This window comes from Pelagibacterium xiamenense, from assembly GCF_021166475.1.
Classification (GTDB): Bacteria; Pseudomonadota; Alphaproteobacteria; order Rhizobiales; family Devosiaceae; genus Pelagibacterium; species Pelagibacterium xiamenense.
The window spans coordinates 321140-346596 of the sequence record NZ_JAJOYS010000002.1 but is presented as its reverse complement, the minus strand read 5'-3'; the positions used below and the strand labels follow the sequence as shown (position 1 = coordinate 346596).

At 62.2% G+C, this 25457-nt stretch carries 22 protein-coding genes and 1 other RNA gene; 19 read left to right on the top strand and 4 right to left on the bottom strand.

Annotated elements, in window-relative coordinates:
- Window positions 1-10 precede the first annotated feature (10 nt).
- The gene (locus tag LSG43_RS09635; RefSeq protein WP_231803519.1) at window positions 11-919 is read right to left on the bottom strand and encodes a TolB family protein; all 909 of its coding nucleotides are present in this window, start codon (window positions 917-919) and stop codon (window positions 11-13) included.
- Between the two features lie 170 nt (window positions 920-1089).
- Between LSG43_RS09635 and ettA the strand changes: the two genes are divergently transcribed.
- The 3 genes from ettA (at window position 1090) to rarD (ending at window position 4807) form a co-directional block, all read left to right on the top strand.
- Entirely contained in the window at window positions 1090-2745 is a 1656-nt protein-coding gene (gene ettA / locus LSG43_RS09630) for an energy-dependent translational throttle protein EttA (protein ID WP_231803517.1), read from the top strand.
- 182 nt (window positions 2746-2927) lie between these two features.
- Window positions 2928-3761 carry an alpha/beta fold hydrolase gene (locus LSG43_RS09625; protein WP_231803515.1) on the top strand — a complete coding sequence of 278 codons (834 nt, stop codon included), beginning with the start codon at window positions 2928-2930 and terminating at the stop codon, window positions 3759-3761.
- Between the two features lie 86 nt (window positions 3762-3847).
- On the top strand, window positions 3848-4807 hold the full coding sequence (gene rarD / locus LSG43_RS09620; protein ID WP_231803513.1) for an EamA family transporter RarD: 960 nt from the start codon (window positions 3848-3850) through the stop codon (window positions 4805-4807).
- On the opposite strand, the gene LSG43_RS09615 is transcribed toward rarD, so the two are convergent.
- Window positions 4804-5718 (bottom strand): hydrogen peroxide-inducible genes activator, encoded by a 915-nt coding sequence (locus LSG43_RS09615; protein WP_231803511.1) that lies wholly within the window; start codon window positions 5716-5718, stop codon window positions 4804-4806. The two genes, rarD and LSG43_RS09615, sit on opposite strands and share 4 nt — an antisense overlap.
- A gap of 151 nt (window positions 5719-5869) precedes the next feature.
- Between LSG43_RS09615 and LSG43_RS09610 the strand changes: the two genes are divergently transcribed.
- Complete coding sequence (locus LSG43_RS09610) at window positions 5870-7348, top strand: catalase (protein WP_231803509.1); 1479 nt, start codon at window positions 5870-5872, stop codon at window positions 7346-7348.
- A 69-nt stretch (window positions 7349-7417) separates the two neighbouring features.
- Here the strand turns inward: LSG43_RS09610 and LSG43_RS09605 are convergent, their stop codons facing one another.
- Complete coding sequence (locus tag LSG43_RS09605; RefSeq protein ID WP_231803507.1) at window positions 7418-7777, bottom strand: DUF4260 domain-containing protein; 360 nt, start codon at window positions 7775-7777, stop codon at window positions 7418-7420.
- A 208-nt stretch (window positions 7778-7985) separates the two neighbouring features.
- Between LSG43_RS09605 and LSG43_RS09600 the strand changes: the two genes are divergently transcribed.
- Entirely contained in the window at window positions 7986-9107 is a 1122-nt protein-coding gene (locus tag LSG43_RS09600) for a DUF2336 domain-containing protein (RefSeq protein WP_231803505.1), read from the top strand.
- Between the two features lie 13 nt (window positions 9108-9120).
- On the opposite strand, the gene LSG43_RS09595 is transcribed toward LSG43_RS09600, so the two are convergent.
- Entirely contained in the window at window positions 9121-9441 is a 321-nt protein-coding gene (locus LSG43_RS09595) for an ArsR/SmtB family transcription factor (protein WP_231803503.1), read from the bottom strand.
- Between the two features lie 291 nt (window positions 9442-9732).
- On the opposite strand from LSG43_RS09595, the gene LSG43_RS09590 reads away from it, so the two are divergent.
- The 14 genes from LSG43_RS09590 to murG all read left to right on the top strand — a co-directional run bounded on the left by LSG43_RS09590 (window position 9733) and on the right by murG (window position 25409).
- Entirely contained in the window at window positions 9733-10671 is a 939-nt protein-coding gene (locus tag LSG43_RS09590) for an ArsR/SmtB family transcription factor (protein WP_231804650.1), read from the top strand.
- On the top strand, window positions 10668-11588 hold the full coding sequence (gene metF / locus LSG43_RS09585; RefSeq protein ID WP_231803501.1) for a methylenetetrahydrofolate reductase [NAD(P)H]: 921 nt from the start codon (window positions 10668-10670) through the stop codon (window positions 11586-11588). Before LSG43_RS09590 ends, metF begins: the two co-directional genes overlap by 4 nt.
- Window positions 11589-11691: 103 nt before the next feature.
- On the top strand, window positions 11692-12420 hold the full coding sequence (locus tag LSG43_RS09580; RefSeq protein ID WP_231803499.1) for a hypothetical protein: 729 nt from the start codon (window positions 11692-11694) through the stop codon (window positions 12418-12420).
- 251 nt (window positions 12421-12671) lie between these two features.
- Window positions 12672-13394: a TerB family tellurite resistance protein gene (locus LSG43_RS09575; protein ID WP_231803497.1), complete on the top strand. Its 723-nt coding sequence runs from the start codon at window positions 12672-12674 to the stop codon at window positions 13392-13394.
- A 66-nt stretch (window positions 13395-13460) separates the two neighbouring features.
- Window positions 13461-13856: RNase P RNA component class A (gene rnpB / locus LSG43_RS09570), an RNA gene on the top strand.
- Between the two features lie 351 nt (window positions 13857-14207).
- Window positions 14208-15590, top strand: a complete 1383-nt coding sequence (locus LSG43_RS09565; protein WP_231803495.1) for an MATE family efflux transporter — start codon at window positions 14208-14210, stop codon at window positions 15588-15590.
- 168 nt (window positions 15591-15758) lie between these two features.
- Window positions 15759-16757, top strand: a complete 999-nt coding sequence (gene rsmH, locus LSG43_RS09560) for a 16S rRNA (cytosine(1402)-N(4))-methyltransferase RsmH (protein WP_231803493.1) — start codon at window positions 15759-15761, stop codon at window positions 16755-16757.
- Window positions 16754-17143 carry a cell division protein FtsL gene (ftsL, locus tag LSG43_RS09555; RefSeq protein WP_231803491.1) on the top strand — a complete coding sequence of 130 codons (390 nt, stop codon included), beginning with the start codon at window positions 16754-16756 and terminating at the stop codon, window positions 17141-17143. Before rsmH ends, ftsL begins: the two co-directional genes overlap by 4 nt.
- A complete protein-coding gene (locus LSG43_RS09550) occupies window positions 17140-18852 on the top strand; it encodes a peptidoglycan D,D-transpeptidase FtsI family protein (protein WP_369412473.1) in 1713 nt (570 codons plus the stop codon). Before ftsL ends, LSG43_RS09550 begins: the two co-directional genes overlap by 4 nt.
- A gap of 6 nt (window positions 18853-18858) precedes the next feature.
- Window positions 18859-20310: a UDP-N-acetylmuramoyl-L-alanyl-D-glutamate--2,6-diaminopimelate ligase gene (locus LSG43_RS09545; RefSeq protein ID WP_231803489.1), complete on the top strand. Its 1452-nt coding sequence runs from the start codon at window positions 18859-18861 to the stop codon at window positions 20308-20310.
- Between the two features lie 2 nt (window positions 20311-20312).
- Window positions 20313-21722, top strand: a complete 1410-nt coding sequence (locus tag LSG43_RS09540; RefSeq protein WP_231803487.1) for a UDP-N-acetylmuramoyl-tripeptide--D-alanyl-D-alanine ligase — start codon at window positions 20313-20315, stop codon at window positions 21720-21722.
- A 2-nt stretch (window positions 21723-21724) separates the two neighbouring features.
- Window positions 21725-22810 (top strand): phospho-N-acetylmuramoyl-pentapeptide-transferase, encoded by a 1086-nt coding sequence (mraY, locus tag LSG43_RS09535; RefSeq protein ID WP_231803485.1) that lies wholly within the window; start codon window positions 21725-21727, stop codon window positions 22808-22810.
- Between the two features lie 323 nt (window positions 22811-23133).
- Window positions 23134-24309 carry an FtsW/RodA/SpoVE family cell cycle protein gene (locus tag LSG43_RS09530; RefSeq protein ID WP_231803483.1) on the top strand — a complete coding sequence of 392 codons (1176 nt, stop codon included), beginning with the start codon at window positions 23134-23136 and terminating at the stop codon, window positions 24307-24309.
- Window positions 24306-25409, top strand: coding sequence for an undecaprenyldiphospho-muramoylpentapeptide beta-N-acetylglucosaminyltransferase (murG, locus tag LSG43_RS09525; protein WP_231803481.1), 1104 nt, complete (start codon window positions 24306-24308; stop codon window positions 25407-25409). Before LSG43_RS09530 ends, murG begins: the two co-directional genes overlap by 4 nt.
- Window positions 25410-25457: the final 48 nt, after the last annotated feature.

Genomic DNA, 25457 nt, shown 5'->3' with positions numbered 1-25457 from the left:
CGTGTGGCCCTCAGCCAAGCGGATAGGCCACATAGGCAAAACGCTGGCTGTCGGGCGCCCAGGAATTGACGTTAATTGTGCCCTGGCCACCGAAGAAGGCTGCGATGTCGGCCTTCTGGGAGCCGTCGGGCCGCATCCTGCGCAGAATCACGTCCTTGTCCGGCGGGTGGCCTTCGGTGCCCTCGGGATAACTGAGATAGACGACCCAGTCGTTGTCGGGCGATACATGCGGGAACCAGTTGACGCGCCGGTCGTCGGTCAGCTGTTCGACGCCAGTGCCGTCGGGGCGCATGCGGAATATCTGCGCGTGACCCGGCGTCAGCGCTCCGCGTTCGGAGTTGAAGTAGATCCATTCCCCGTCCGGGGAATATTCCGGCCCGTCATTGGGCTCCGCGATATCGGAAAGCCGCGTGTCGGGCCCGCCCTTGGCGGGGATCGTGAAGATATTGATCCGGCGCGTGCTACCGGCGCCTTCAATGGCCACGTAGGACAGGGTCTTCCCGTCGGGGGAAATCCCGTGCAGATAGTAGGAGAACGGCGTGTCGTGGTCGTTGGAGACCTTGTTGGGGGTGCCGCCCTCGACCGGTACCGCGTAGATATGCCCGTCGCCATTGCTCATGTAGATCGTCCGGCCATCCGGTGAAAGCACATGATCGTTGTTGAGCCGGCAAATGTCGCCGGTCTCGATCCGCTCGGGCTCTGCGCTTCCGTCTGCCGGTATGGCCCAGAGCTCGCCGCCAGCGTTGAAGATCAGCGTCTGCCCATCGGGCGTCCAGTTGGGGGCTTCGATGACTTGATCGGCGACGATCAGCGTGGCTTCATCGGTTCCGTTTATATCGATCGTTCGCAGTTCGGCGCGCTGGCCGGGCGCGAGCACCCTGTCGCTTCGGGCGAAACGGTTCTTGAGTGTTATCGTCATTCGCTTGCCTCTCCCCTATATGCGTCAGGGGCCAAACGTGAACCATTTGGCCTTCAAGGTCACGCTGCGTTCGAAGAAAAACGGCAATTGCCGTCGGCGCTACCATGCCCTACATACGGGGCACGTTTCATCCCGCAAACACTCAGACGACCCAGAGGCAAGTTACCTTTATGGCCCGCCAGTTCATCTATCACATGCACGGAATGTCCAAGGCCTACTCCGGGGGCAAGAAGGTGCTCGACAACATCAACCTCTCGTTCTACCCCGACGCCAAGATCGGCATCCTGGGACCGAACGGCGCGGGTAAGTCGACGCTCCTGAAAATCATGGCCGGGATCGATACCGAGTTTACCGGCGAGGCTTGGGCCGCCGATGGTGCCACGGTCGGCTACCTGCCGCAGGAGCCCCAACTCGACGAGCAGTTGGACGTCCGCGGTAACGTCATGATCGGCGTCAAGGACAAGCAGGCGATCCTCGACCGGTACAACGAACTGATGATGGACTATTCCGACGAGACCGCGGAAGAGGCCGCAAAGCTTCAGGACAAGATCGATGCCGAGGACCTGTGGGACCTCGATTCCAAGGTCGAAATGGCGATGGAAGCGCTGCGCTGCCCACCGGCGGATGCCAATGTCACGAACCTCTCGGGCGGTGAAAAACGCCGCGTCGCGCTGTGCCAGCTCCTTTTGAGCCAGCCGGACCTGTTGCTGCTCGACGAACCCACCAACCATCTGGACGCCGAGACGACCGCGTGGCTTGAAAAGCACCTGCGCGAATATCCTGGCGCCGTCCTGATCATCACTCACGACCGCTACTTCCTCGATAACGTCACGGGCTGGATTCTCGAGCTCGACCGCGGTCGCGGCATTCCCTATGAGGGCAATTATTCGGCCTATCTCGAAAAGAAGGCCAAGCGTATGGCGCAGGAGTCCCGCGAGGACGAAGCCCGTACCAAGGTGCTCGAGCGCGAGAAGGAGTGGCTCGGCCAGTCGCCGCAGGCCCGCCAGACCAAGTCCAAGGCGCGTATCCGGGCCTACGACGAACTGGTCAAGATCAACGAAGCGCGTACGCAATCCTCGACGGCGCAGATCATCATCCCGCCGGGTGAACGGTTGGGGCAGAATGTTATCGACGTCGAAGGTCTGTCCAAAGGCTTCGACGGGCGGCTGCTGATCGACGATCTGACGTTCAAGCTGCCTCCCGGTGGCATCGTTGGCGTCATCGGGCCGAACGGCGCGGGCAAGTCGACACTTTTCAAGATGCTTACCGGGCAGGAGACACCCGACAGCGGCACGATTACTGTCGGTGAGACCGTGCATCTGGGCTATGTCGACCAGAGCCGCGATGCGCTGGACGCCAAGAAGACCGTCTGGGAAGAGATCTCGGGCGGCAACGACATCATCAAGCTCGGCAAGCGTGAGGTGAATTCGCGCGCCTATACGTCGTCGTTCAACTTCAAAGGCGGCGATCAGCAACAACCGGTCGGCACGCTCTCGGGCGGCCAGCGCAACCGTGTGCATCTGGCCAAGATGCTCAAATCGGGTGCAAACGTGCTGCTGCTCGACGAACCGACGAACGACCTCGATACGGAAACCCTCGCGGCACTTGAAGAGGCGCTCGAGGAGTTCGCCGGCTGCGCCGTTATCATCAGCCACGACCGGATGTTCCTCGATCGCCTTGCGACCCATATTCTGGCTTTTGAGGGCGACAGTCATGTCGAGTGGTTCGAAGGGAACTTCGAAGACTATGAAGCCGACAAGGTGCGGAGGCTGGGCCCCGATGCCGTCAATCCGCGACGGGTGACGTATAAGCCGTTGACGCGGTAGAATAGCGCGAGCTTGTGCCAGGTATTCGAGGTGTCAAAGCTGGGCTTTGGCTTACCGGTTTGCGTTGGTTACCGCAGCAAAGTCTGCGGGCCGCAAGTCGCCCGCATTGCCCTCGATCCGGGCACAGCATCCAGAGCGACTGGGTAGCGCAGGGATAATTGCGAAGTCGGAGTTTTCGCCAGATGCCTCACCCCTTCACTCTCGATATCGACGGCGTCACGTTCGCGGGGCTCGAAGCCGGGGAGGGGGTTCCTGTCGTTTTTCTGCACGCCGGGGTCTGCGATAGCCGGATGTGGCAGAGCCAGATCGAGGCGGTGGCTGCGGCGGGGTATTGGGGCGTGGCGTATGACCGCCGGGGCTTTGGGCAGACCGTTTCACCCGACGAGAGCTTCTCGCATCTCGAAGACCTAGAGGCGGTGCTCGAGGCTTTGGGGATTCATGCCGCTGTCGTCGTGGGAGCGTCGCGGGGCGGAGCGCTGGCGATAGATTTTGCGCTGGCGTCGCCGGAACGCGTTGCCGGGCTCGTGCTCGTTGGCACTTCGGTCACCGGCGCGAAGGCACCGCATTTTCCGCCGGACGTCATGCGGATCGTCAACGCGATGGAGGCCGTGGAAGAGAGCGGCGATATCGACGCGATCAATGCAGTCGAAGCGCACGCCTGGCTTGACGGGCCGCTGTCGGAGAGCGGCCGGGTGAAGGGCGACGTCCGGACACTGTTTCATGCGATGAACGGGGCGATCCTGCGCAAGCCTCAGCTCACGCGCGAGGAACCTGGCGAATCCGCGGTCGATGAGGTTGGCGGCATCGGGGCGCCGACATTGCTGGTCGCGGGCGATCTCGATTTTCCCCATATCATTCATCGGCACGACGATCTCTCCGAGGACATAGAGAATGCGTTCGCCGCCGTGATCGAGGGCACCGCGCACCTGCCCAGCCTCGAGCGTCCGGACCTTTTCAATCCTCTCCTGCTCGAATTTCTCGATGCGCTTATTGGAGACGAAACGAACCCGGATTGATCGCGTCGATCAAAAACTGTGGTTGGCGGACGCCCTAGTGCCCCGCTATTGTTCGGTAAGCGACCGACCGTGCAAGGCCTTTCCCCATGACATCGATCGAAGGCGCGCCCGCTGCCCGCGGCGCAACTCCCGTCCGTCCGGCAATGCCCGAGCCCAACATCCGCGCCGGGGTCCTCGCCGCGCTGGGCGCTTACGGCATGTGGGGCGGCTTTCCGCTGTTCTTCAAGCTCCTCGAAGGCGTCGACTCGGCGTCGATCGTCGCGCACAGGACTGTGTTCGCGCTCATCTTTGTGGGGATCGTGCTTTATTTCCGTCGCCGGTTTTCCGAGGTGTTCGCCGCGTTGCGCGATCGCCGGACAGTACTGGTGATGGCCGTTTCCACCGTATTGCTCGCGATCAACTGGCTCGTCTTCGTCTGGGCGGTGGAAACCGCGCAGGTATTGCAGATCAGCTTCGGATATTTCATCAACCCGCTCGTGAGCATCGCGATCGGCATGGTGTTTCTGGGCGAGCGCCAGAACCGCTTGCAAACGGCTGCCATCGTGATCGCCATCGTGGCGGTCATCGTGCAATCGTTCGGGCTGGGGACCATTCCCTATGTTGCGCTCACGCTCGCTTGCTCGTTCGGGCTCTACGGATACTGCCGCAAGACCGTTTCGGTCGGTTCGGCACCTGGTCTTTTCGTTGAGACATTGCTGATGACTCCGGTCGCGCTGGGCTATATTGCATGGGTGCTCGTCTCGTGGGGGCCGGTTTCCTATGCCGATCCACTCGACGTCACTGCGCTTGTCGTTTCGGGGCCGCTGACGGCCATGGCGTTGATTTTCTTCGCCTATGCCGCGCGGCAATTGCGGCTTACGACCATCGGGATGTTCCAATACCTGGCGCCATCGCTGCATTTTCTCTCAGCCGTGTTCATCCTGGGCGAGCCCCTCAATCCCACGAGCCTCTTGAGTTTCGTGCTGATCTGGTGCTCGCTTGGCGTATTCACCTGGGATTCCTGGCAACAGCGCAGAAAAAGGGCGGCTGCACGACCCGTCGGCTAGGCGGCGATTTCCGAGGCGAGGTGGCGTTCGCCCGTTTGGGCAATAATTGCAGCGATGGTTCTGAAGAGCGCCTCGTGGGGCGAGCCTTTGCGCCACACCAGCCGTAAGGTACGCGCGGCGCCGGGCGCGGCGAGGCTCAGGATCTTGATGCGGGCGTTGGCCTGTTCGCGCTTGAGGCTGATCGCGGGCAGCAGCGTGACGCCATAACCGTTGGCGACGAGTTCGAGGATGGTTGTGAGCGAGGTCGCGGCGAATGTACGACCCTGAAGCTCCGGCTTGAGCGCGCAGGCGTCCACCATCTGGTCGCGCAGACAATGACCCTCCTCGAGCAGGAGAAAGGTTTCGCGCGGCAGGCGGGCGAGATCGACGGGATCGGAAAGGGGGCTGTCGCAAGGGGCGGCGAGCACAAAGGGATCGGCGAACAATACGGTTTCGGCGAGCCCCGGGTGCGGGTTTTCCGTTGCGATCAGAGCCATGTCGATGTCGCCGTCAGCCAGCCCGGAGACGAGTCTGTCTGTCTTGCCCTCGCTGACGGCAAGCTGGATGTCGGGCAGTTCGGTAGCAAGCGCCGGCAGCATGTCCGGCAGCAGGTAAGGTGCGACCGTGGGGATCAAGCCAAAGCGCAGCGGACGTCCGGGATGGCCCGCCGACACGTCTGCGAGCGTCTCAAGGTCCTGCGCTGCGCTCAAGACGCGCGTGGCCTGGGTAAGAAAGTCACGTCCGAATGGTGTCAAGCGGACCGACTTGCCCATGCGGTCGAAGATCGGGGCATTGCAGCGTTCTTCGAGCAGGCGAATCTGCTGGCTGAGGGCGGGCTGGGTTACGTGACAGCGCGCCGCTGCGCGGCCGAAATGGCCTTCTTCGGCAATGATCTGGGCGTAGTGAAGCTGTCGCAGGGATATGGTGAACATCGGGGTCGCGCACACAACAAGCAAAGGCTCGGGTTCTGCGCCTGACGATTAGCATACCTTATGGGTTTTGTCAGTTTTATAAATTTGCACGACCGCAGCCCGCACGATAGAAACACCGGCAGTTTAGAATCTCTAGAAAGTACGAGGCCTCATGTCCGACAAACCGACATTGACAACGAGTGCCGGTGCACCGGTCGGTGACAACCAGAATTCGATCACGGCGGGGCCGCGCGGTCCGGTCCTCATGCAGGACTACCAACTTGTCGAAAAACTGGCGCATCAGAACCGCGAGCGCATTCCGGAGCGCGTGGTGCATGCCAAGGGCTGGGGTGCGTACGGTACATTGAAGATCACCGGCGACATTACGAAGTATACGCGCGCCAAGGCGTTGAGTCCGGGAGCCGAGACGCCGCTCATTCTGCGGTTCTCCACGGTTGCCGGCGAACTCGGCGCGGCGGACGCGGAGCGCGACGTGCGCGGCTTTGCCATCAAGTTCTATACCGAAGAGGGCAATTGGGACCTTGTGGGCAACAATACGCCGGTATTCTTCGTGCGCGACCCGCTGAAGTTCCCGGACTTCATCCATACCCAGAAGCGGCACCCCAAGACCAATCTGCGTTCGGCAACGGCGATGTGGGATTTCTGGTCGCTTTCCCCCGAGAGCCTGCATCAGGTCACTATCCTGATGAGTGATCGCGGTCTGCCGGTCGCGCCGATGTACATGAACGGGTATGGCTCGCACACCTATTCGTTCTGGAACGACAACGGCGAGCGGTTCTGGGTGAAGTTTCACTTCAAGACCCGGCAGGGCCACAAATTTTATACGAACGAAGAGGCGGCTGAAGTCGTCGGCAGGTCGCGCGAAAGCTATCAGGAGGAACTCTTCGGCGCGATCGAAAGGGGCGAATATCCCCAGTGGACGGTTCAGGTTCAGATCATGCCCGAAGCCGATGCGGAAAAGACGCCCTACAATCCGTTCGACCTTACCAAGGTGTGGCCGCATGCGGACTACCCGCCGATCGAGATTGGTGTGCTCGAACTCAACCGCAATCCCGAGAATTATTTCGCCGAGATCGAACAGGTCGCGTTTTCACCGTCCAACATCGTGCCCGGTATCGGACACTCGCCTGACAAGATGCTCCAGGCCCGTGTCTTCTCTTATGCCGATGCGCATCGCTACCGCCTCGGCACGCATTACGAGGCGCTGCCGGTCAACGCACCGAAATGCCCGGTTCATCACTACCACAAAGACGGGCAGATGAATTTCTTCGGCAGCAAGAGCGGTCACCCGGATGCCTATTACGAGCCGAACTCCGTCAACGGCCCGGCCGAGGATCCCTCGGTCAAGGAGCCGCCGCTCAAGATTTCCGGCGACGTCGACCGGTACAATCATCGCGATGGCAACGATGATTTCAGTCAGCCCCGGGCGCTGTTCAACCTGTTCGACGACGCACAGAGAAAGCGGCTCTTCTCCAACATCGCCGCGGCGATGAGCGGTGTGCCCGATCAGATCGTCCAGCGTCAGTGCAAGCTCTTCGACCAGGTTCATCCCGACTATGGAGCTGGCGTGCGCGCTGCGATTGCCAAGAGCAATCCGAACCGTCCCGCAGCAATTTCGGCAGCCGAATAGGGAGCGCCCTCCAAGCTCACCGGGTCCGGCTCGCAAGAGCCGGGCTTTTTTGTGCCGTTCGGTGGGCCGCTACAAATCGCCCAAATGGGTCTTCTTGAAGCTTTCGGGAAATTTCAGGCCGTAGCCGAGTAAGCGGTCAAAGCCCGAATGTGCGAGCCACAATGCACCGAGCGCCGAGGCGAGGGGGGTATCAAGCGCAAGGCCGGCAGCAAGGACCATCGCGCCCAACGCATAGACATGCGCCGTATTGTAAATGAGCGCGCCGACGCGTGGGCCGGCGAGGTAGGCGGCGAAGGTTATGTCCGGCGCGAAAAACAGGATGAGCGCCAGCCACCATGGCAGGTCCGAGGCGAGCGCGATGAAAATCAGGATGGCCGCGGCGAAGACCAGGGCCCCCTCTATTCGCTGCCAAAGTACCACGCTCACCATGACGCCCCCGCTGGATCGCCGAAGCATTGTGGGCGTGTGGGCGAAAGTCAATAGGATGCCCTGTAAAGCGACCGCGGCCGGCTCTTGAGGCAGGCCAATGCCGATGATCGGCATTTTAACAAAATGCAATCTGCTCCATTCAGCGCGCCGAAAATCCCTCTGGTGCAGGGTGCAGCGAACATGCGGCATTGGGCCGGGGAGATGCGAGATGAATGAGGCGACTGAGAGCGTTCGCGCCTTCGCAAATTTCAGAGTACTTAACGGCGAAGCCGACGCTGCCGAACGGGATCACCTCATCCGCAATCTGGCTCAGCTCTTTTCGTATGTGTCCGACCGGTGCGATGACGAGCAGGTCGCCCAGTATGACGAGGTGCTTTGCCAACTCGCCGATATTGTGGAAGTCGAAGCGCGTGCGCATGTCGCAAAGCTACTCGCTCCGCTCGATCGGGCACCGGGCACCGCAGTGGTTCGGCTGGCGAACGATGTCATCGAAGTTGCCGCGCCGCTTCTCGAATTCTCCAACGTCCTATCGGACGATGACCTGATCGAAATCGCAGAACGCCAGAGCGAGGCGCACCGCGTCGCGATTGCCAGCCGCAAGGGGCTCAAAGACCGCGTCGGCGACGCAATCGTGACCTTCGGCGGCGAACCGTCGGTTGCGCGGCTTTTGCGCAATACGGATGCGGAACTGAGCACCGAGACGCTGGAGAAAGTCGCATTCCGGGCTACGAGCAACGCGTCGCTCGCCGGGGATCTGCGTGGCCGCCAGGGGATCGACTGGGCAGAGGTTCGCACAGAGGTTTCCGCCGCCGGCGCCAAGGCGCTCGAACGGCTCGGGCTCGTCAGCGAAAGTCACAACCGCGAGACTGCCAATCGGGTCCAGGCGGTTGTCTACAATCGGATCAAGAACCGCGCGGGGTTCTCTTCTCAGGAGTGGAAGCTTGCCTGGAATCAGGTCAAGGCGCTTGCGGACCGCCGGCGGTTCGATCTCAAGGCTCTGCACCGTTTCGCGCGCTTCGGCTATGGCCACCACACCGCTGCCGGGTTGACCATGCTTTTGCAGGTTCGGCCCGAGATCATGGTCAAGTGGTTGGCGCTGCAGGACTATGTTGCGCTGACTGTCGCGGCCCGTGCTGCGAAAATCTCGCCAGAGCTTTTCGGGATGATCATTGCGGTTCTCCCTTGGCGCGACCTGCCGTCCAAGGCGGATATCGAGAACGTCCGTAAACGCTACGAAGCGCTGAGCGAGGACGAGGCGGCCGGGATCTTCGAGCTTTGGCGCTCACATTCCTTTCGCCGGCGCGCTGCCAGGGACGAGGCCGTCGCCTAAGGCAAGCGTGGTGTCAGGTGCCCGTGTGAACGACGCGGTCGAGCCAGGCTCGTGCGGCCTTGAGATTGTCGAGCTCGAGGGTGCATATACGCCATTGGCGATCCACCGACCGCGTCACCAGGCCGGCCATTTCCAGAACCCGCAGATGGCGTGAAATCGCTGGAGCGCTGACGGCGAACGGTTCGCTCAGGCGACCCACCGTCATCGGTCCGTTGCTCGCCAGCCGTTCGATGATCGCTCGACGAGTGGCATCGGACAGTGCAGTAAAGACTAAGGATTGGGCTTCGGTCGCAATGGAAGGCGGCCTCGCCTCGATAGCGCCTGCGGCTGTCATTCTTTCTTCGTCCCCGGAAATAACGAGTCTTGCCGTCTATTTCCAGAAAGTGGATTGCACGTGCGCGGGCGGTTTTCAACCCTAGCGGCGGCTGATGGCAAAATTTGAACGGCTTGCACGCGCTGTCATAGAGGTTTCCCACAGGTGTGGCCGTTTTCGCGATGCGGCAGTGCCGGCTGGCGAGACCCTTGACACAAGTGATATAAAGATATCTTTATGTCCCCTGAAAGGTGCCGTTCAGCGCCGGAAATCGAGGGAAGGCGGGTGTATCAGCCGGACGACATCGTGAACATGCTCAAAGCGGCCGGGGAGGCTACCCGGTTGCGGCTTATTGCGTTGCTGGCCGAAGGCGAACTCAGCGTCAAGGACTTTACCGAGATTCTCGACCAGAGCCAGCCCCGGATTTCCCGGCATCTCAAGCTGCTTGCGGATGCCAATCTCGTGAGCCGGTACGCCGAGGGGGCGTGGGCGTACTACCGATTGTGCGAATCCGGCCCGGGGAGCGCTTTTGCCGACTGGCTCAAAACCCAGATCGACCGGAACGCGCAGCAATTGCGGCAAGACCGCGAAAAACTTGACGCCGTCCGTAAAGCCAGGCGCGAGGAAGCCGAAGAGTTCTTTGCGACGATCGCAGGGAGTTGGGACAAGCTGCGCAGCCTGCATGCTCCGGATTCGGCGGTCGAAGCGGAAATTCTCTCGCTGTTTGATGGCATAAAGGTCGATACGCTCCTCGATCTGGGGACGGGGACCGGACGCATGTTGGAGCTTCTGGCCGGCCATTACCGACAAGGCATCGGCATCGATTCCAGCCGCGAAATGCTTCGCGTCGCGCGCTCCAAGCTGGAGGCCGAGGGCATATCCAACGGGCAGGTGCGGTTGGGCGACATCGGCGCGCTGGAGGATTTCGCAGGCGCGGCGGACCGCGTGGTGCTCCATCAGGTGCTGCATTATTTCGACGATCCGGGTGCCGCGGTATCGAGCGCCGCCCGGTGCCTGAGGGCGGAGGGGCAGATGATCGTGGTCGATTTCGCTCCACACGAGATGGAATTTCTGCGCGACGAACAGGCGCATCGCCGGCTCGGTCTGTCCGACGCGCAGATGGGCAATTGGGCGCAAGCGGCGGGGCTGTCGGTCGCAAGCCGCAAGGCAATCCCGCCAGAGACTGAAATCGGCCTGACCGTGTGTCTGTGGGTGCTTGAGCACGCTGAGACGACGGGCCAACACGCATGAAAGAGGAACAGACGAACGTGCTACAGACCGAAGGCATCACCCGGCTCAGCCGCCAACCCGAGACCGAGCGTCCCGACCTCAAGGTGAGTTTTGAGTTTTTCCCACCCAAGACGGATGCGATGGAAGCCCGGTTCTGGGATTCGATTGCGCGTCTGGCTCCGCTCAAGCCGCGCTTCGTCTCTGTGACTTATGGCGCCGGTGGATCGACGCGTGAACGCACTTTGCGGATGGTTTCCCAGATCACCAAGGACAGCGGAGTTCCCGCCGCCGCGCATTTGACCTGTGTCGGCGCGAGCAGAGCCGAAGTCGATGAAGTGGTGAAGGGATATGCCCAGGCGGGCATCAGCAGAATCGTCGCGTTGCGCGGCGATCCGCCCGAAGGCGTCGGACACCCTTTTACGCCCCATCCTGACGGCTATGAAAACGCGGCCGATCTTGTGGCCGGAATTCGCAAGCTCGGCGATTTCGACATTTCCGTTGCCGCCTATCCCGAAAAGCATCCTCAAAGCCCGGACTGGGATGCCGATATCGACAATCTCAAACGCAAGATCGATGCCGGGGCCGACAGGGCGATCACGCAAATGTTCTTCGAAAATGCCGACTATTGGCGCTTTGTCGAACGGGCCCGCAACGCAGGGATCGAGGCACCGATCGTGCCGGGAATCCAGCCGATCCACAGCTTCAAGCAGATCTCCGGGTTCGCCGGAAAATGCGGCGCATCGATTCCGCATTGGCTGGCGGAGCGGTTCGAAGGCCTCGAGGACGACCCGGAGACGCACGCGCTCGTCGCAGCGGCGGTGGCTGCGGAACAGGTGACCGAGCTTCTGGATTCGGGCGTGACGGAGTTCCACTTCTATACGCTCAACCGCTCCAGCCTGGTCCTCGCGCTCGCACGGCTTCTGGGCATCCGGCCTTAGGTCTGCTGCGCGCCGCCACAATCGGTTCATTCTCGATTCATCATACTCGTGCCATCATCGCGCATACTCTTTAGGCGTCATGCGGGGCAGATAGGACGGATCGATGATGCTCTCCCAACCTACTACAACGGGTATCTTTGTTCTGGCGGCGGCCGTGGCTTTTGCCGGCGGCTGGATGCAGCGCGATGCGTTTGCCTGGCTCACGACGGGCCCTGACGTGCAGCAAGCCCAAGAGGTGGCGCGCCCCGGGGTTCCCCAGGTGCCCCAAGCCGAACGCGCCGCTGCGGCGCCGGCGCGGATCGTTAGCGGGCCCGGCGCCGATGTGACGGAAACTGCATCGACCGGGCCGATCGTGACCGTGAACGGGCGGCCGCTTGATGGAAGTTCGCCTGCCAATGCACCGGCGGTCGCGGCGGTGGATTCGAATAAAGAGATCAGCGCGCAGACCGCACAAGGCGCTGAGACGGTCGCGTCGGTCGAGCCGCCGAAGCCTCTGCCGCGCCCGGAAGGATTAAGTGTACCGTCCGGTCAGGCCGTCGACTACGAGACTGTTACGGCGTCGGCCGGAAACGCCGCCGTGCGGTCGGCTCCGGATGCCGGGTTCATGAGCTACGAAGAGCGGCTTGCGCTGGCGCCGCTTTCGGGCGAACCCCAGCCCATGCCGGTCCATCAGGGCCAGGATGAGCTCGTTGCGGTCGTGGGCGCCAATGGCGAGGTCATCTGGGTCTACGAGGAGCAGACACGCGGCGCCACGGTCTATCCGGGGCGTCCTGTTGCCAATCCGGGCAACCCCTACGGTTTTGTCTATGACGACTATGATTTCCGCTGGTAGCGGCATTTGATAGACATATTTTACCTAGCCCGGGCTTGGATATCATTCGATTTGAGGCATAATGGACCGATCGGGTTGGGTCCGACCGAGCCTGAGACGCCTTTGGTGGAGATGAAAGGCACGGTTCCATGACATGCATGTGCTCTTGCGCGGCGTCCATGCCGGGCTGCCCGCCGTTCTCGCTGCGGCTCGATGTCCTGTTCCAATCTCTCGTATGCCGGGTAATGTCCCTGGTGAGGCGGAGTCGCACCATGTCCATCTGGCAGCGCATTGCAGCATTTCTCGGATCGTTTTCCGAAGGCACCGGGCTTGCCGGCGGGATCGCGTCCGTGCTCGATCCGGACAACTGGATGCCGGGCGGCCGGGATGCGGCCTTCACGATGTCGATCATTGCACTTTCGGCCAAGATGGCCAAAGCCGACGGCATTGTCAGCCTGCGGGAAATCTCGACCTTTCATAAACTCGTCGACATTCCGCAGGGCGCGGATGCGCATGTCGAGCGGTTCTTTGCGCTCGCCCAACAAGACATTGCGGGGTTCGACACCTATGCGCGCAAGGTGCGCAAGCTTTTCCTCGACAGCCCCGCGACGCTCGAGCACGTGCTCGATGCACTCTTCGAGATCGCGACGGCGGACGGGCTCGTGCACGAGGACGAGTTGAGCTACCTCAAGTCGATCAGCGACATCTTCGGGTTCGACGACGTCCGCTTCGAGCAGATCGCATCGCAGCATGTGCTCATGCCCAACGGGCGGCGCGACCCCTACGCGGTGCTTGGGCTGGTGCCCGACGCGACCAATGACGAACTCAAGCGGACTTATCGCCAGCTTGTTGCAGAGCACCACCCCGACCGGATGGTTGCCAAGGGTGTACCTGAGGAACTGATGGGCCTTGCGTCGGCCAAGATGGCGTCGATCAACACCGCTTACCGGGAAATCCAGCAGGCGCGCGGGCTCAAGCCGGCCCTGATTGGTTGATCGCAAGCCCGTTCCTGGCTTGAAGGCTTGACGCTTCGTACCACCGCACCCTATTTCAGCGCGTCACCAGTTGACCGGGCGGCCGCCGCGCGACTATTCGCGGGGAGGAAAGTCCGGGCTCCATGGAAACACGGTGCCGGGTAACGCCCGGCGGGGGTGACCCCAGGGAAAGTGCCACAGAAAGCAAACCGCCCTCCGGAGCCTCGGCGAAGGCGGGTAAGGGTGAAAGGGTGCGGTAAGAGCGCACCGCGGACCCGGCAACGGGGACGGCATGGTAAACCCCACCGGGAGCAAAACCGAATAGGGACGATGGGAGCTTTAGCTCCGGCCGGGTTTCCGCGGCTTGTCGTCCGGGTTGGTTGCACGAGGGCCCTGGCAACAGGTCCCCTAGATGAATGGCCGCCACGCGGCGTCCTTCGGGGCGCCGCCCTACAGAACCCGGCTTACAGGTCAACTGGTGACCTCACCCTCCGCTTGACGCTTTTCCGCGATTGGCTTACGAGATTCTCCGGTTCCGGACACCTGCCGCCCGCGGACGGTCCCCGTCCTGGTGAAGTTCCGGTTTTCCGCATCCAGATCACGCTTGTGTTCGGTGCGATGGCAATGCGGGCCCCATCCTCGCCTTCCGAACCAGCCCAGCGAGAGATGGTGGATGTCAGACCTTTCCTCGACAGCATAGCGAACGCTTGAGCGCGCATAGCGTGCCAGGTTCATTGGCCGGTGTTTTCCGGTTTTCCGTTATCCGAGCGCTTTTGAAGACCCGTTGCGTATTGCGCGCCGGGCGGGTGCGCTCGCGCGTGGGGAACGCAAATCATGACTTCGAACGAATTGGATCATAATCCCTATACTCATGGCCCGATCGGCCGCATTTACGTCGTCACGGCGCTGCCGATTATCGCCGTTATGGCGACGAACGGGTTGCTGACGATCGCGGATGCGATCTTTCTGGGGTTTTTCGTCGGCCCGGCGGCGCTTGGTGCCGTCACTGTCATTTTCCCGATCGTGATGCTTCTCGTCGCGCTGGCGACGTTGGTTTCTGCGGGCATGGCGAGCGTGCTGGCGCGCCAGTTCGGCGGTGGACTCATCAAGGAGGCGCGAGACACCTTCTGGGGTGCTCACGGGTTGGGACTTGCCGTTTGCGCCCTGGTGATCGTCATCTTCGTCGCCTTGGGGCGACCGATCATCATGGCGGCTGCCAATGGGCAGGCGGACCTTGCAGATATGGCGAACATCTATCTTGCGATAACGATTGCCTTTTCGCCGGTTGCCATGGTGCTGGGCCTCAATTCGGATGCGTTGAGGGTCGAGGGGCGCGTCGGATTCATGGCGGGCCTGAGCCTTTTGACGTCGCTCGGCAATATCGGGTTCAACTATGTGCTGATCGCCGTGTTCGGGCTTGGCGTTGCCGGATCGGCGCTCGGCACGATCGCGGCGCAAGCGTGCGCGCTCCTTGTGGTGCTTGGCTTTCGCATTGCGGGGCGGACGCGGCTGCGGCTCGATACGTTCAGTATGGATAGCCTTGGGGTCGGGTGGACGCGGTATCTTGCGCTGGGGGCGCCGCAGAGCCTTACCTTCATCGGACTGGCACTGGGCAGCGGCGTTGTCATCGCGATGGTTCAGCGGTTCGGAAGCGAAAATTACGAAACGACGGTGGCCGCCTATGGCGTCATAAACCGTACTCTGTCGCTGAGCTTTTTAGTCCTGCTTGGCCTAAGCCAGACGTTGCAGGCTATCGCAGGCAATAACTACGGCGCCGGGCTCTTTGAACGCTCGGATGCGGCGCTTCGCTTGTCGATCGGCGTAGCGCTGGCGTTCTCGCTCACGGCGCAGGCCCTGCTGTTCGTCTTCAGGGATAGTTGGGGGTATCTTTTTGTCGATGATCCGCTGATTGCCGCGGAAGTCGGGCGGATATTGCCGATAATGACGGCCGCCTACCTCCTTGTTGGTCCACAAGTGATGATCGTCGGGTATTTCCAGGCCATCGGGAATGCGAGACGAACCGCTCTCCTCGGGCTTGCGCGATCCTACGCGTTTGCCCTGCCTCTTACCCTGGCGCTTCCCTGGGTCTTCGGGGAAACCGGGATCTGGATCGCGAGCCCCGTCGCGGAAGTCCTGCTGGCGGGACTGACGGCCGTCGTCCTGGCACGTGCCGCACGGGCGGACGGGCCGCGCCTGGGGCTTTTCATGGCGCGCTAGATGATTTCCGGGCCGGGCGGAAGCGTCCGGCCCGCCACGTTTGGGAAACAGAATCTTAAAGTCTGCCGTGCAATCTGGTTCAAAGTGCACATTCGCCACTTTCGTTGCGTAACAGGGTCAGTACCAGTTTGGCCGTGCGGGCCGGACCGCTTTGAGTATCAAGAGGTTATGGGCGAGCTGTCAGGAACCGGGGCCGGTTCGAAATCATCCCATGAATCGGTGTTGCTGGCCGAAGTGCTCGACGCACTTGGTCCGCTCGAGGGCGCGCGCGTTGTCGATGGGACGTTCGGCGCAGGTGGCTATTCGCGGGCATTGCTCAATGCTGGGGCGGCGGTGGTCGGGATCGACAGGGACCCTGGTGTAAAAGGCTTCGCCGACGCTGTATCTGATGACTTTCCGGAGCGTTTCACCTTCGTCGCCGGACGGTTCGCCGAACTCGATGCGCTTGTTTCCGGTACCCACATCGATGCAGTGGTGCTCGATATCGGTGTCTCTTCGATGCAGCTCGATCAGGGCCAACGGGGATTTTCGTTTCAGAAGGCCGGTCCCCTCGATATGCGAATGAGCCAGGACGGCACAACCGCGGCCGATCTGGTCAACGAGCTGGGCGAGAAAGACCTGGCGAACCTCATTTTCGCCTACGGGGAAGAGCGCGCGTCGCGGCGGATTGCCAAGGCGATCGTGGACGCGCGGTCCGAAGAGCGGATCGAGGACACGCTGCGGCTGGCGCAAGTGATCGAGAAGACCGTCGGCCGCAAGCCGGGCGCGCAGCATCCCGCGACGCGGACGTTCCAGGCGTTGCGCATCGCGGTCAACCGCGAGTTCGACGAACTCGTCGAAGGTTTGTTCGCGGCCGAGCGCGCGCTGTCCGAAGGCGGACGGCTGGCCGTGGTGACCTTTCATTCGCTTGAGGATCGCATCGTAAAGCGCTTCTTCGATGCCCAGAAGACGGCCGGACCGCAATCGCGCCACATGCCGGTAACGAACCAGATCGAAGCGCGCTGGGCGCCGATCCGCAAGGCGATCAAGGCTGGCGTACCTGAACTCGCGCGCAATCCGCGGGCACGGTCGGCCACCTTGCGCAGCGCGGTGCGGACCGGTGCGCCGGCGCGCCCCTTTAGCCGCGAAGGGTTGGGCGTTCCGGGGTTTGCGCGGGGTGCGGCATGATCCGGAGCCTGCGAAACATCAATTTCATCCTGGCGATCATGGCCGCGTTGATGCTGGTCGGCGTTTATGCACAAAAGCACATGGCCGAAATGACCGCAGACGAGGTCCGTTCCATAGAGAGCGACATTGCGCGTCAGCAGGCGACGCTTTCGATCCTCAAGGCGGACTGGGCGTATCTTAACCAGCCGACGCAGCTTCAGGCGATCGTCGACCGGCACAATGAAACGCTCAACCTGCACGTTCCCGAGATCGAGCAGTTCGGGACGTTCGCCGAATTGCCGATGCGCCCCGAGATGCGGCTCGATACGGATGCCCTCGACGCGCTGTTCGAGTCGATTGAAACCGAATCCGATCCGATCGGATCCCTGCTGGAGGGCATTCTGTGAGCGCCATTTCGTCCAAGGAACCGACGATTGCCCTCGATGGTACGCGGAAGGCGCGCGGTAATCTCACGAGTGCGCGTATCCGTTGGGCCATGGCGTTTGTGCTGGCGGTGTTCGTGGTGATGGGCGGACGTCTTGTCTGGCTGGGCAATATGGACCTCGACACGGCCATTGAAGGTCAGGCCCGCGCGGCCATCATGGCGTCGCGCCCCCCCATTCTGGACAGGAATGGCATCGAGATGGCCGTCGATATCCAGGTGCCCTCGCTCTATGCCGAGCCGCGCCGCATTCTCGACGTCGATGAAGCCGCCGAGGCGCTGCGCACAGTGCTGCCCAATCTCGATCCCGCATGGTTGCGCGACCGGCTGACCGGCGATGAGGGTTTCGTCTGGATCGCACGCGAATTAACGCCTGCCCAGCGCGATCGCGTCATGCACCTTGGCATTCCGGGGATAGGGTTCCTGACCGAGACCAAGCGGTTCTATCCCGGCGGACCGGTGGCGGCGCATGTGATGGGGGCTGTCAATATCGACAATGTCGGGATCGCCGGCATGGAGATGTACCTCGACGACAGCACCGATCTGGGGTTGCTGCAAGAGTTGGGGCTGGCGCGCGACAGCGAACTCAATCCGGTCAATCTTGCGATCGATCTGCGTGTACAGCACGTGCTTTACGACCAACTCGTCGATGCCATGGAACGCTACCAGGCGATTGCCGCGGCCGGGGCGATCATGGATGTGCATACCGGCGAGGTCATCGCGCTGGCATCGCTGCCCGATTTCGACCCCAACAATCCCGCCGGCATGCTCGAAGAGGGGCGCTACAACCGGATTACCGCAGCGAAATACGAGCTCGGTTCGACTTTCAAGACCATAACCTTTGCCGCGACGCTCGATAGCGGTGCGGTGCAGATCACAGATCAGATCGATGCGCGGTTCGGCGTGCGGTTCGGGCGCTATACGATCGAGGATTTCCACGGCAAATACCGCATTCTCTCGGTGCCGGAGGTTTATAAGTATTCGTCCAATATCGGCACGATCAAAATGATGCAGGCGATGGGGAAAGAAAATTTCCGCGCGTTTCTCACTCGCCTTGGCTTTGAGGGCACGCCGGTGGTTGAATTGCCCGAAGTCACGGCGTCGGCCATCCCATCGAATTTTTCGGAAGTCGGCGCGGCAACCGCGTCGTTCGGACACGGGTTGAGCGTAACGCCGATGCATATGCTTCGGGCAGTCAGTGCGCTTGTAAACGGCGGACGGCTTATTGAACCGACGTTGCTCATGCGCACAGAGGCAGAGGCCAACGCGCGGGCAACGCAGGTGATTTCCGCACAGACAAGCGACTATATTCGCTACCTGATGCGGCTCAATGCACTTGAGGGCTCAGGTAGTCGTGGCAATGCGATTGCGGACGGTTATCGTTGGGGAGGCAAGACCGGTACTGCAGAAAAGGTTGTCGACGGGCGCTATTCGAGCGAAAAGAGCCTCGCACTCTTCGCTTCCGCTTTCCCCCTGGATAATCCCCAATACGCCATGATCATTCTTGTCGACGAACCCAAGCGGGAGAACGAACAAACAGGTCGGACCGCGGGCTGGAACGCCGGCGAGGTTTCCGGCCGCATTGTCGCCAGGATCGCGCCCATGCTCGGGATTCAGCCCAATACAGACCCTGCGGTCGACGATAGACTCATACCGGTCCAACTGCGCTTTTGAGGACGAATGACGTTGCCTTATTCGATTGCCGAACTGCTCGGTCCCGCCGCCAAAGGCCAGGTTGAACCTGCTCTTGAGGTGAACGGCATCAACGCGGACAGCCGCCTGATCGGGGAGGGCGACCTGTTTTTTGCCTTGCCGGGCTCTCGCAGCCACGGTGCGGTTTATACGCGAGATGCCGTGGGGCGCGGTGCCAAGGCGCTGGTCAGCGACGCGGTGCCGGACGGCAATCCGGGGGTTCCGGTGGTGGTGGTCGAGGACGTGCGGGCAGCCTATGCCAAGGCGGCGGCTTGCATTGCCGGACCACAGCCGGAGCATTGCGTGGCGGTTACGGGAACCAACGGCAAGACCTCGGTGGTCTCCTTCCTGCGCCAGATCTGGGAGCATGCGGGTATCAAGGGCGCCAGCCTGGGCACGCTGGGGCTTATGGTGGGCGACAAGCATGTGCCCGGCGAACTGACGACGCCCGACGCGCTCTCGCTGCACCGTACCCTCGCGGACCTCAAAAAGCAGGGCGTCGAGCACGTTGCGCTCGAGGCGTCGAGCCACGGGATCGATCAGCGGCGGCTCGACGGTATCCGGTTTTCGGCAGTCGCCTTCACCAATCTCTATCGCGACCATCTCGACTATCACAACGACATCGAAAGCTATCGCGACGCCAAGCTGCGGCTGTTCCGGGACCTCATCGACAAGAATGCGACGGCTGTCGTCAACTCCGACAGCGACGAGGGCATGGCGTTCATGTTCGCGGCGCTCGACCACGGCTCGACGGTGTTTACCGTGGGTGAGGGCGGGGCCCATATCGCAGTCGAGGAGGTGATCTCCGAAGGCCGCGGGCAACGGATCAAGGGCAAACTCGTTGGCGAGCCGTTCGAGGTTTTCCTGCCGCTCGTGGGACGCTTCCAGGTGTCCAATGCCGTCGTGGCTGCGGGGCTGGCGATGGCAACCGGGGTTGAACCCAAGGTTGCGATGGCCGCGCTCGCGCACCTTGAGGGCGCCAAGGGGCGGCTGGAGTTCGCCGGCTCCCGCAATGGCGGGAACGTCTTTATCGATTATTCGCACAAGCCCGAGGCGTTGAAGGTCGTACTCGAAACACTGCGTCCGGTCGCGGAAAACCGGCTGATCGTGGTGTTCGGCTGCGGCGGTGACCGGGACAAGGGCAAGCGGCCCGAGATGGGCAAGATCGCGAGCGATCTGGCCGACGTCACAATTGTCACCGACGACAATCCACGCACCGAGGACGCCGCGACGATCCGTGCGGAAATCCTGGCCGCCGCGCCCGGTGCCCGGGAGATCGGTAACAGGGCCGATGCGATTGCAGAGGCCGTGGGGATGATGGAAAAGGGCGACGTGGTTCTTGTCGCGGGCAAGGGCCACGAGGACTATCAGATCATCGGCAAAACCAAGCATCACTTCTCCGACCACGAGGTGGTCGCGGAGGCGATCGCGAAAGGCTAGCCTTGGCCGCGCTCCACACCATTGCGGACATTCTCGAGGCGACCGGCGGGCGGGCGGAAAACGTTGGCGTGCAGGCGGTTAGCTCGATTTCCATCGATTCGCGCGAGATCATGCCGGGGGCCCTGTTTGTCGCCATCAGGGGCGAAAATTTCGATGGGCACGATTTCGTGGCCAAGGCCGTCGAAGCCGGTGCCGTTGCGGCGCTGGTGAGCGAAGCCAAAGCCGGCGGGTTGGCGGGGCTGCCGCTCGTCGTTGTGCCCAATGCGCTCGAAGGGCTATACGGGCTGGCGCATTTCGCGCGCGAGCGCAGCAGCGCGCGGTTCGCGGCGGTGACCGGGAGCGTCGGGAAAACGTCGACCAAGGAAGCGATCCGGGCCGTTTTGAGCGCTGCCGGGCCGACACATGCCTCGATCAGAAGCTTCAACAATCACTGGGGCGTGCCGTTGATGCTGGCGCGGATGGACCGGGATGCCGCGTATGGGGTTTTCGAGATCGGGATGAACCATGCGGGTGAGATCACGCCTTTATCGCGGCTGGTGCGGCCGCATGTGGCGCTGATCACGTCGGTTGCCGCGGCGCATCTGGAATTCTTTGATTCCGTTGAGCAAATCGCCGATGCCAAGGCTGAGATTTTCGCCGGGCTGGAGCCGGACGGACTGGCACTTCTGTGTCACGACCATGCCCGTGTCCAGCGGCTCATCCGACATGCGCAGGACGCCGAGGCCACGGTTCTTACCTATGGTTTTGACGAGGCTGCCGACGTGCGGATCGAGGATTACACATGGGACGGGGCCATGGGCCGCGGGCGGATCGTGGGGGACGGGCTCGACCTTGCCCTCGCCGTGCCGACGCCGGGGCGGCATACGCTGGCCAATGGGCTGGCGGCGCTGCTTGTGGCGCGGGCGTTCGGGGTGGAACCCGGTGTTGCTGCGCATGCGCTGGCGGCACACGGGGCGCCCGAGGGGCGCGGAGCGGCTTACAGGCTGGGGCCGCCGGACAATCCGCTGACGCTGGTCGACGAGAGCTACAACGCCAATCCGGTCTCGATGCGGGCGGCGCTCGAGGTGTTCGGGCAGATGCCCAAGGGTGCGGGGCGCAAGGTGCTGGTGCTTGGGGACATGCGGGAATTGGGCAGTACGTCGGATGCGCTGCACGCCGAATTGGCGCTCGATGTCGAAGCTGCCGGGCCCGATCTGGTGTTTCTTGTGGGTGACCATATGCGGGCGCTTGCGCGCGAACTGCCCAAGGCGCTTGTTGCCGGCTGGGCACAGAGCGCCGACGAGATGGCGGAGCGCGTTATCGAGAGCCTTGCCTATGGCGATACGGTTATGCTCAAAGGGTCCAACGGGGTGCGGCTGGGGGCGCTGGTGGCCCGGATTCACGGGGCTTTCGGGCTAGAAAACGAGAGATAATAATGCTGTATTTCCTGGAACAGTTCGCGGACACCTATCAGGTGTTCAACGTGTTCCGTTACCTTTCCTTCCGTACCGGCGGCGCCATTATCACGGCGCTTTTTTTCGTCTTCCTGTTCGGCCCCGGCATGGTGAATTCGCTGCGCGTGCGGCAGGGAAAAGGCCAGCCAATCCGGGAGGATGGGCCCGCCAGCCACCTCCTCACCAAGAAGGGCAAGCCCACCATGGGCGGGCTTATGATCCTCTCGGGGGCGCTGGTCTCGATCCTCTTGTGGGCCGACCTTACCAACGTCTATGTCTGGGCGGTTCTGCTGGTCACCACGGGCTTCGGGCTGGTGGGGTTCTATGACGACTATCTGAAGGTTAAGCATCAGAATCATAAGGGTTTTGGCGGCCGACAGCGGCTTGCGATCGAGGCTGCGATTGCGGTCGTCGCGTGCATCATGATCGCGGCGCAGACCGGTGAGACGTATGGGACGTCGCTGCTGTTTCCGTTCTTTAAGGATCTCGCGCTCGATCTTGGGATTTTCTTCTTTGTTTTCGGGGCCTTCGTCATTGTGGGCGCCGGCAATGCGGTCAATCTGACCGATGGGCTCGACGGGCTGGCCATCGTGCCGGTGATGATCGCGGCGTCGGCGTTCGGGCTGATCGCCTATGTGGTCGGAAATACCGTTTACTCGGAATATCTTCTTTTGAATCAAGTGCCTGGCACGGGTGAGCTGTCGATCGTCTGTGGCGCGCTGATCGGTGCGGGACTGGGGTTCCTGTGGTTCAATGCGCCGCCGGCGCAGATCATCATGGGCGATACCGGCTCGCTCTCGCTGGGCGGGGCTTTGGGGACCATTGCGGTTGCGACCAAGCATGAGATCGTCATGGCGATCGTGGGGGGGTTGTTCGTCCTCGAGGCGGTGTCGGTGATCGTGCAGGTGACCTCGTATCGCCTTACGGGGAAACGGGTTTTCAAGATGGCGCCGATCCATCACCATTTCGAGCATCTGGGGTGGACGGAGAGCCAGATCGTGATCCGGTTCTGGATCATCGCGATGGTGCTGGCGCTGATCGGGCTTTCGTCGCTCAAGCTGCGCTAGGATTTCATCGTCGCGCGACAATGAAACAATCGCTGACACTATAACGGCCTACGCTGACCACGATGGGTGCATCGTGACGGCCCGGAATCGGCACGATTCCGGGCTTTTCGTGTGTCGAGGTGTCATCGTGGGGCGGTTTTCGGTCCGCTGAGAGTCCCTGCGCAGGGCAGATGATAGGGGTTTCGGGGGGGCGCGGGGATAACTCTGCCCGGTGTCCGGGGTGGGGGCATGGTTGCGAAATGGTAACCCATTTCGGGTAAGTTTTGCATTCTGCAACGGCTGCGCCGTTGCCCACAGTGCCCCGCGTATCCGGAGTATCCCCCTTGACCGCGATCAATGCCTGGTTTTCCCGCGAGCGAAAAACGCCGATTGCCGAATGGTGGTGGACGATCGACCGCGAGCTTCTGTTCGCGCTCATCGCGCTGATGGCATTCGGGATGCTGTTGAGCTTTGCAGCCAGCCCGCCGGTGGCGGAGCGATTGGGGCTCGGGGCGTGGCACTTCGTGGCGCGGCATGCGCTGTTCTGCGTTCCGGCGATCGGGGTTCTGATCGGGGCGTCGTTCCTGCCCGCCAAGTGGATCCGGATCAGTGCGCTTGTTTCGCTCATCGGCGGGATCGGGCTACTTGTCCTCGTGCTGCGCTACGGGACCGAAGTGAAGGGCGCGCACCGGTGGATTTCGCTCTTCGGGCAGACCATCCAGCCGTCCGAATTCGTCAAGCCCGCCTATGCTGTGATGGCGGCATGGTTCATGTCCGAGCAGATGAAGCGCGGGGACGTGCCGGGGCAGGCGTTCGCGGCGGTGTTTTTCGCCGCGATTGTCACGCTGCTTTTGCTGCAGCCGGACGTGGGGCAAACCGCGCTGATGGTCGCGACATACGGAGCGCTCTTGTTTCTCACGGGCATTTCGTGGTGGCTGATCGGCGTTCTGGGAGGCGCGGCGATGGGGCTGGCGGGGCTCGCCTACATTTTCTTCCCGCACGTGGCGCGGCGCGTCGACGCGTTCATCAATCCCGAAACCGGCGACAACTACCAGGCCGAGCGCGCGCTTGAATCGCTGCTCGAGGGCGGGTGGTTCGGCAAGGGGCCGGGCGAGGGGATCGCCAAACGGTACCTCCCGGACGCGCATGCGGACTTTGTCTTTGCGGCGGGGGCAAGCGAGTTCGGGATTCTGTTCTGCCTGATGCTGGTGGGGCTGATCTGCTTTATCGTCATCCGCGCGCTTATTCTGGCGCAGAGCCAGCATTCGCTCTTCAACCGCCTCGCCGCGAGCGCGCTTGCGATCCAGTTCGGCGTACAGTCCGCGATCAATCTGACAGTGAACCTCAACCTCATCCCGCCCAAGGGGATGACGCTGCCGTTCGTCTCTTATGGCGGCACATCGATGATTGCGATTGCCTTCGGGATGGGGTTATTGCTCGCGCTCACGCGGCGCAAGCCGGAGGAAACCTTTGCGACCGGGCTGCCTATCCGCAGTGCGGTGAAACACGAGGCTCTATGAGCACAATCGCATTGATGGCGGGCGGTACCGGCGGGCATCTGTTTCCCGCACTTGCGCTGGCGCAGGAATTGCGGCGGCGGGACCATTCGGTGCATCTTTTTACCGACAAGCGGGTGACCCGGCACGGGGGCGCGTTTCCGGCGCGGGAAATCCACGTGGTTCCCGCGGCGACGCCGTCGATCCGCAATCCGGTCAAGTTCATTCAGGCGGGATTGACGATCAGCCGGGGGATTGCTGCGTCGTGGCGTATCCTGCGCAAGATCGACGCCGAAGTCGCCGTCGGGTTCGGCGGGTATCCGTGCTTCCCGCCCTTCGTCGCGGCGTCGCTCATGGGCATTCCGGGGATATTGCACGAGCAGAACGCGGTGCTCGGACGTGCCAACCGGGCGCTGACGCGGTTTGCCGACGCTTTGGCGATGAGCTTTGCCGAAACGACCCATGGGGAAAAATTCAACGGCGTGCGGCGGCTGACGGGCAATCCGGTGCGCGACCGGGTGCGGGAGGTTGCGGAAATCCCATATCCCGAGTTGACCGCGGCCGGACCGGTCCGCCTGCTGGTTTTCGGCGGGAGCCAGGGCGCTCGGGCCTTTTCCGATCTCGTGCCGCCAGCGATCGCGGCGCTCGGTGAGGGGCTCAAGCGCAGGCTCGAAGTGGTCCAGCAGTGCCGCGAAGAAGACCTCGAACGCGTAACCGAGGCGTATCGCGCTGCCCGGGTCAATGTGGAGCTTTCCACCTTCTTCGAGGACATGCCCGAGCGGATCGCCCATGCGCATCTGGTGATCGGGCGGGCGGGGGCTTCGACGGTGACCGAACTGGCGGTGATCGGGCGTCCGGCCATCCTGGTGCCATTGCCGGGATCGCTCGATCAGGACCAGCGGGCCAACGGGCTCGTCATGGAGAAGGCGGGTGGGGCGTGGGTGGTGGATCAGGCCACGCTTTCACCGCAATCTCTTGCCACCCAGCTTACCGAACTTTTTTCCAGTCCCAGCCGGCTCGATGCCGCCGCGATCGCGGCGCGGGGCGTGGGCCATGCCGACGCGGTCGAGCGCCTTGCCGATCTTGTGGAAGAGGCAGCGGCGGGGAAGCTCAAGGGGGCGTGAGCTACGCTATGGGGCACGGTACCAGAGAAATCGTGTATGGGTCCGGCT

Bases quoted from the DNA above. Each gene is read 5' to 3' on its own strand.
- ettA (WP_231803517.1), top strand. From the start codon at position 1,090: ATGGCCCGCCAGTTCATCTATCACATGCACGGAATGTCCAAGGCCTAC.
- LSG43_RS09600 (WP_231803505.1), top strand. From the start codon at position 7,986: ATGAATGAGGCGACTGAGAGCGTTCGCGCCTTCGCAAATTTCAGAGTA.
- rsmH (WP_231803493.1), top strand. From the start codon at position 15,759: ATGGGCGAGCTGTCAGGAACCGGGGCCGGTTCGAAATCATCCCATGAA.
- LSG43_RS09635 (WP_231803519.1), bottom strand. From the start codon at position 919: ATGACGATAACACTCAAGAACCGTTTCGCCCGAAGCGACAGGGTGCTC.
- LSG43_RS09605 (WP_231803507.1), bottom strand. From the start codon at position 7,777: ATGGTGAGCGTGGTACTTTGGCAGCGAATAGAGGGGGCCCTGGTCTTC.
- LSG43_RS09565 (WP_231803495.1), top strand. From the start codon at position 14,208: ATGACTTCGAACGAATTGGATCATAATCCCTATACTCATGGCCCGATC.
- ftsL (WP_231803491.1), top strand. From the start codon at position 16,754: ATGATCCGGAGCCTGCGAAACATCAATTTCATCCTGGCGATCATGGCC.
- metF (WP_231803501.1), top strand. From the start codon at position 10,668: ATGAAAGAGGAACAGACGAACGTGCTACAGACCGAAGGCATCACCCGG.
- murG (WP_231803481.1), top strand. From the start codon at position 24,306: ATGAGCACAATCGCATTGATGGCGGGCGGTACCGGCGGGCATCTGTTT.
- LSG43_RS09595 (WP_231803503.1), bottom strand. From the start codon at position 9,441: ATGACAGCCGCAGGCGCTATCGAGGCGAGGCCGCCTTCCATTGCGACC.
- LSG43_RS09615 (WP_231803511.1), bottom strand. From the start codon at position 5,718: ATGTTCACCATATCCCTGCGACAGCTTCACTACGCCCAGATCATTGCC.
- rarD (WP_231803513.1), top strand. From the start codon at position 3,848: ATGACATCGATCGAAGGCGCGCCCGCTGCCCGCGGCGCAACTCCCGTC.
- LSG43_RS09625 (WP_231803515.1), top strand. From the start codon at position 2,928: ATGCCTCACCCCTTCACTCTCGATATCGACGGCGTCACGTTCGCGGGG.
- LSG43_RS09610 (WP_231803509.1), top strand. From the start codon at position 5,870: ATGTCCGACAAACCGACATTGACAACGAGTGCCGGTGCACCGGTCGGT.
- LSG43_RS09580 (WP_231803499.1), top strand. From the start codon at position 11,692: ATGATGCTCTCCCAACCTACTACAACGGGTATCTTTGTTCTGGCGGCG.
- LSG43_RS09545 (WP_231803489.1), top strand. From the start codon at position 18,859: ATGACGTTGCCTTATTCGATTGCCGAACTGCTCGGTCCCGCCGCCAAA.
- mraY (WP_231803485.1), top strand. From the start codon at position 21,725: ATGCTGTATTTCCTGGAACAGTTCGCGGACACCTATCAGGTGTTCAAC.
- LSG43_RS09575 (WP_231803497.1), top strand. From the start codon at position 12,672: ATGTCCATCTGGCAGCGCATTGCAGCATTTCTCGGATCGTTTTCCGAA.
- LSG43_RS09590 (WP_231804650.1), top strand. From the start codon at position 9,733: ATGCTCAAAGCGGCCGGGGAGGCTACCCGGTTGCGGCTTATTGCGTTG.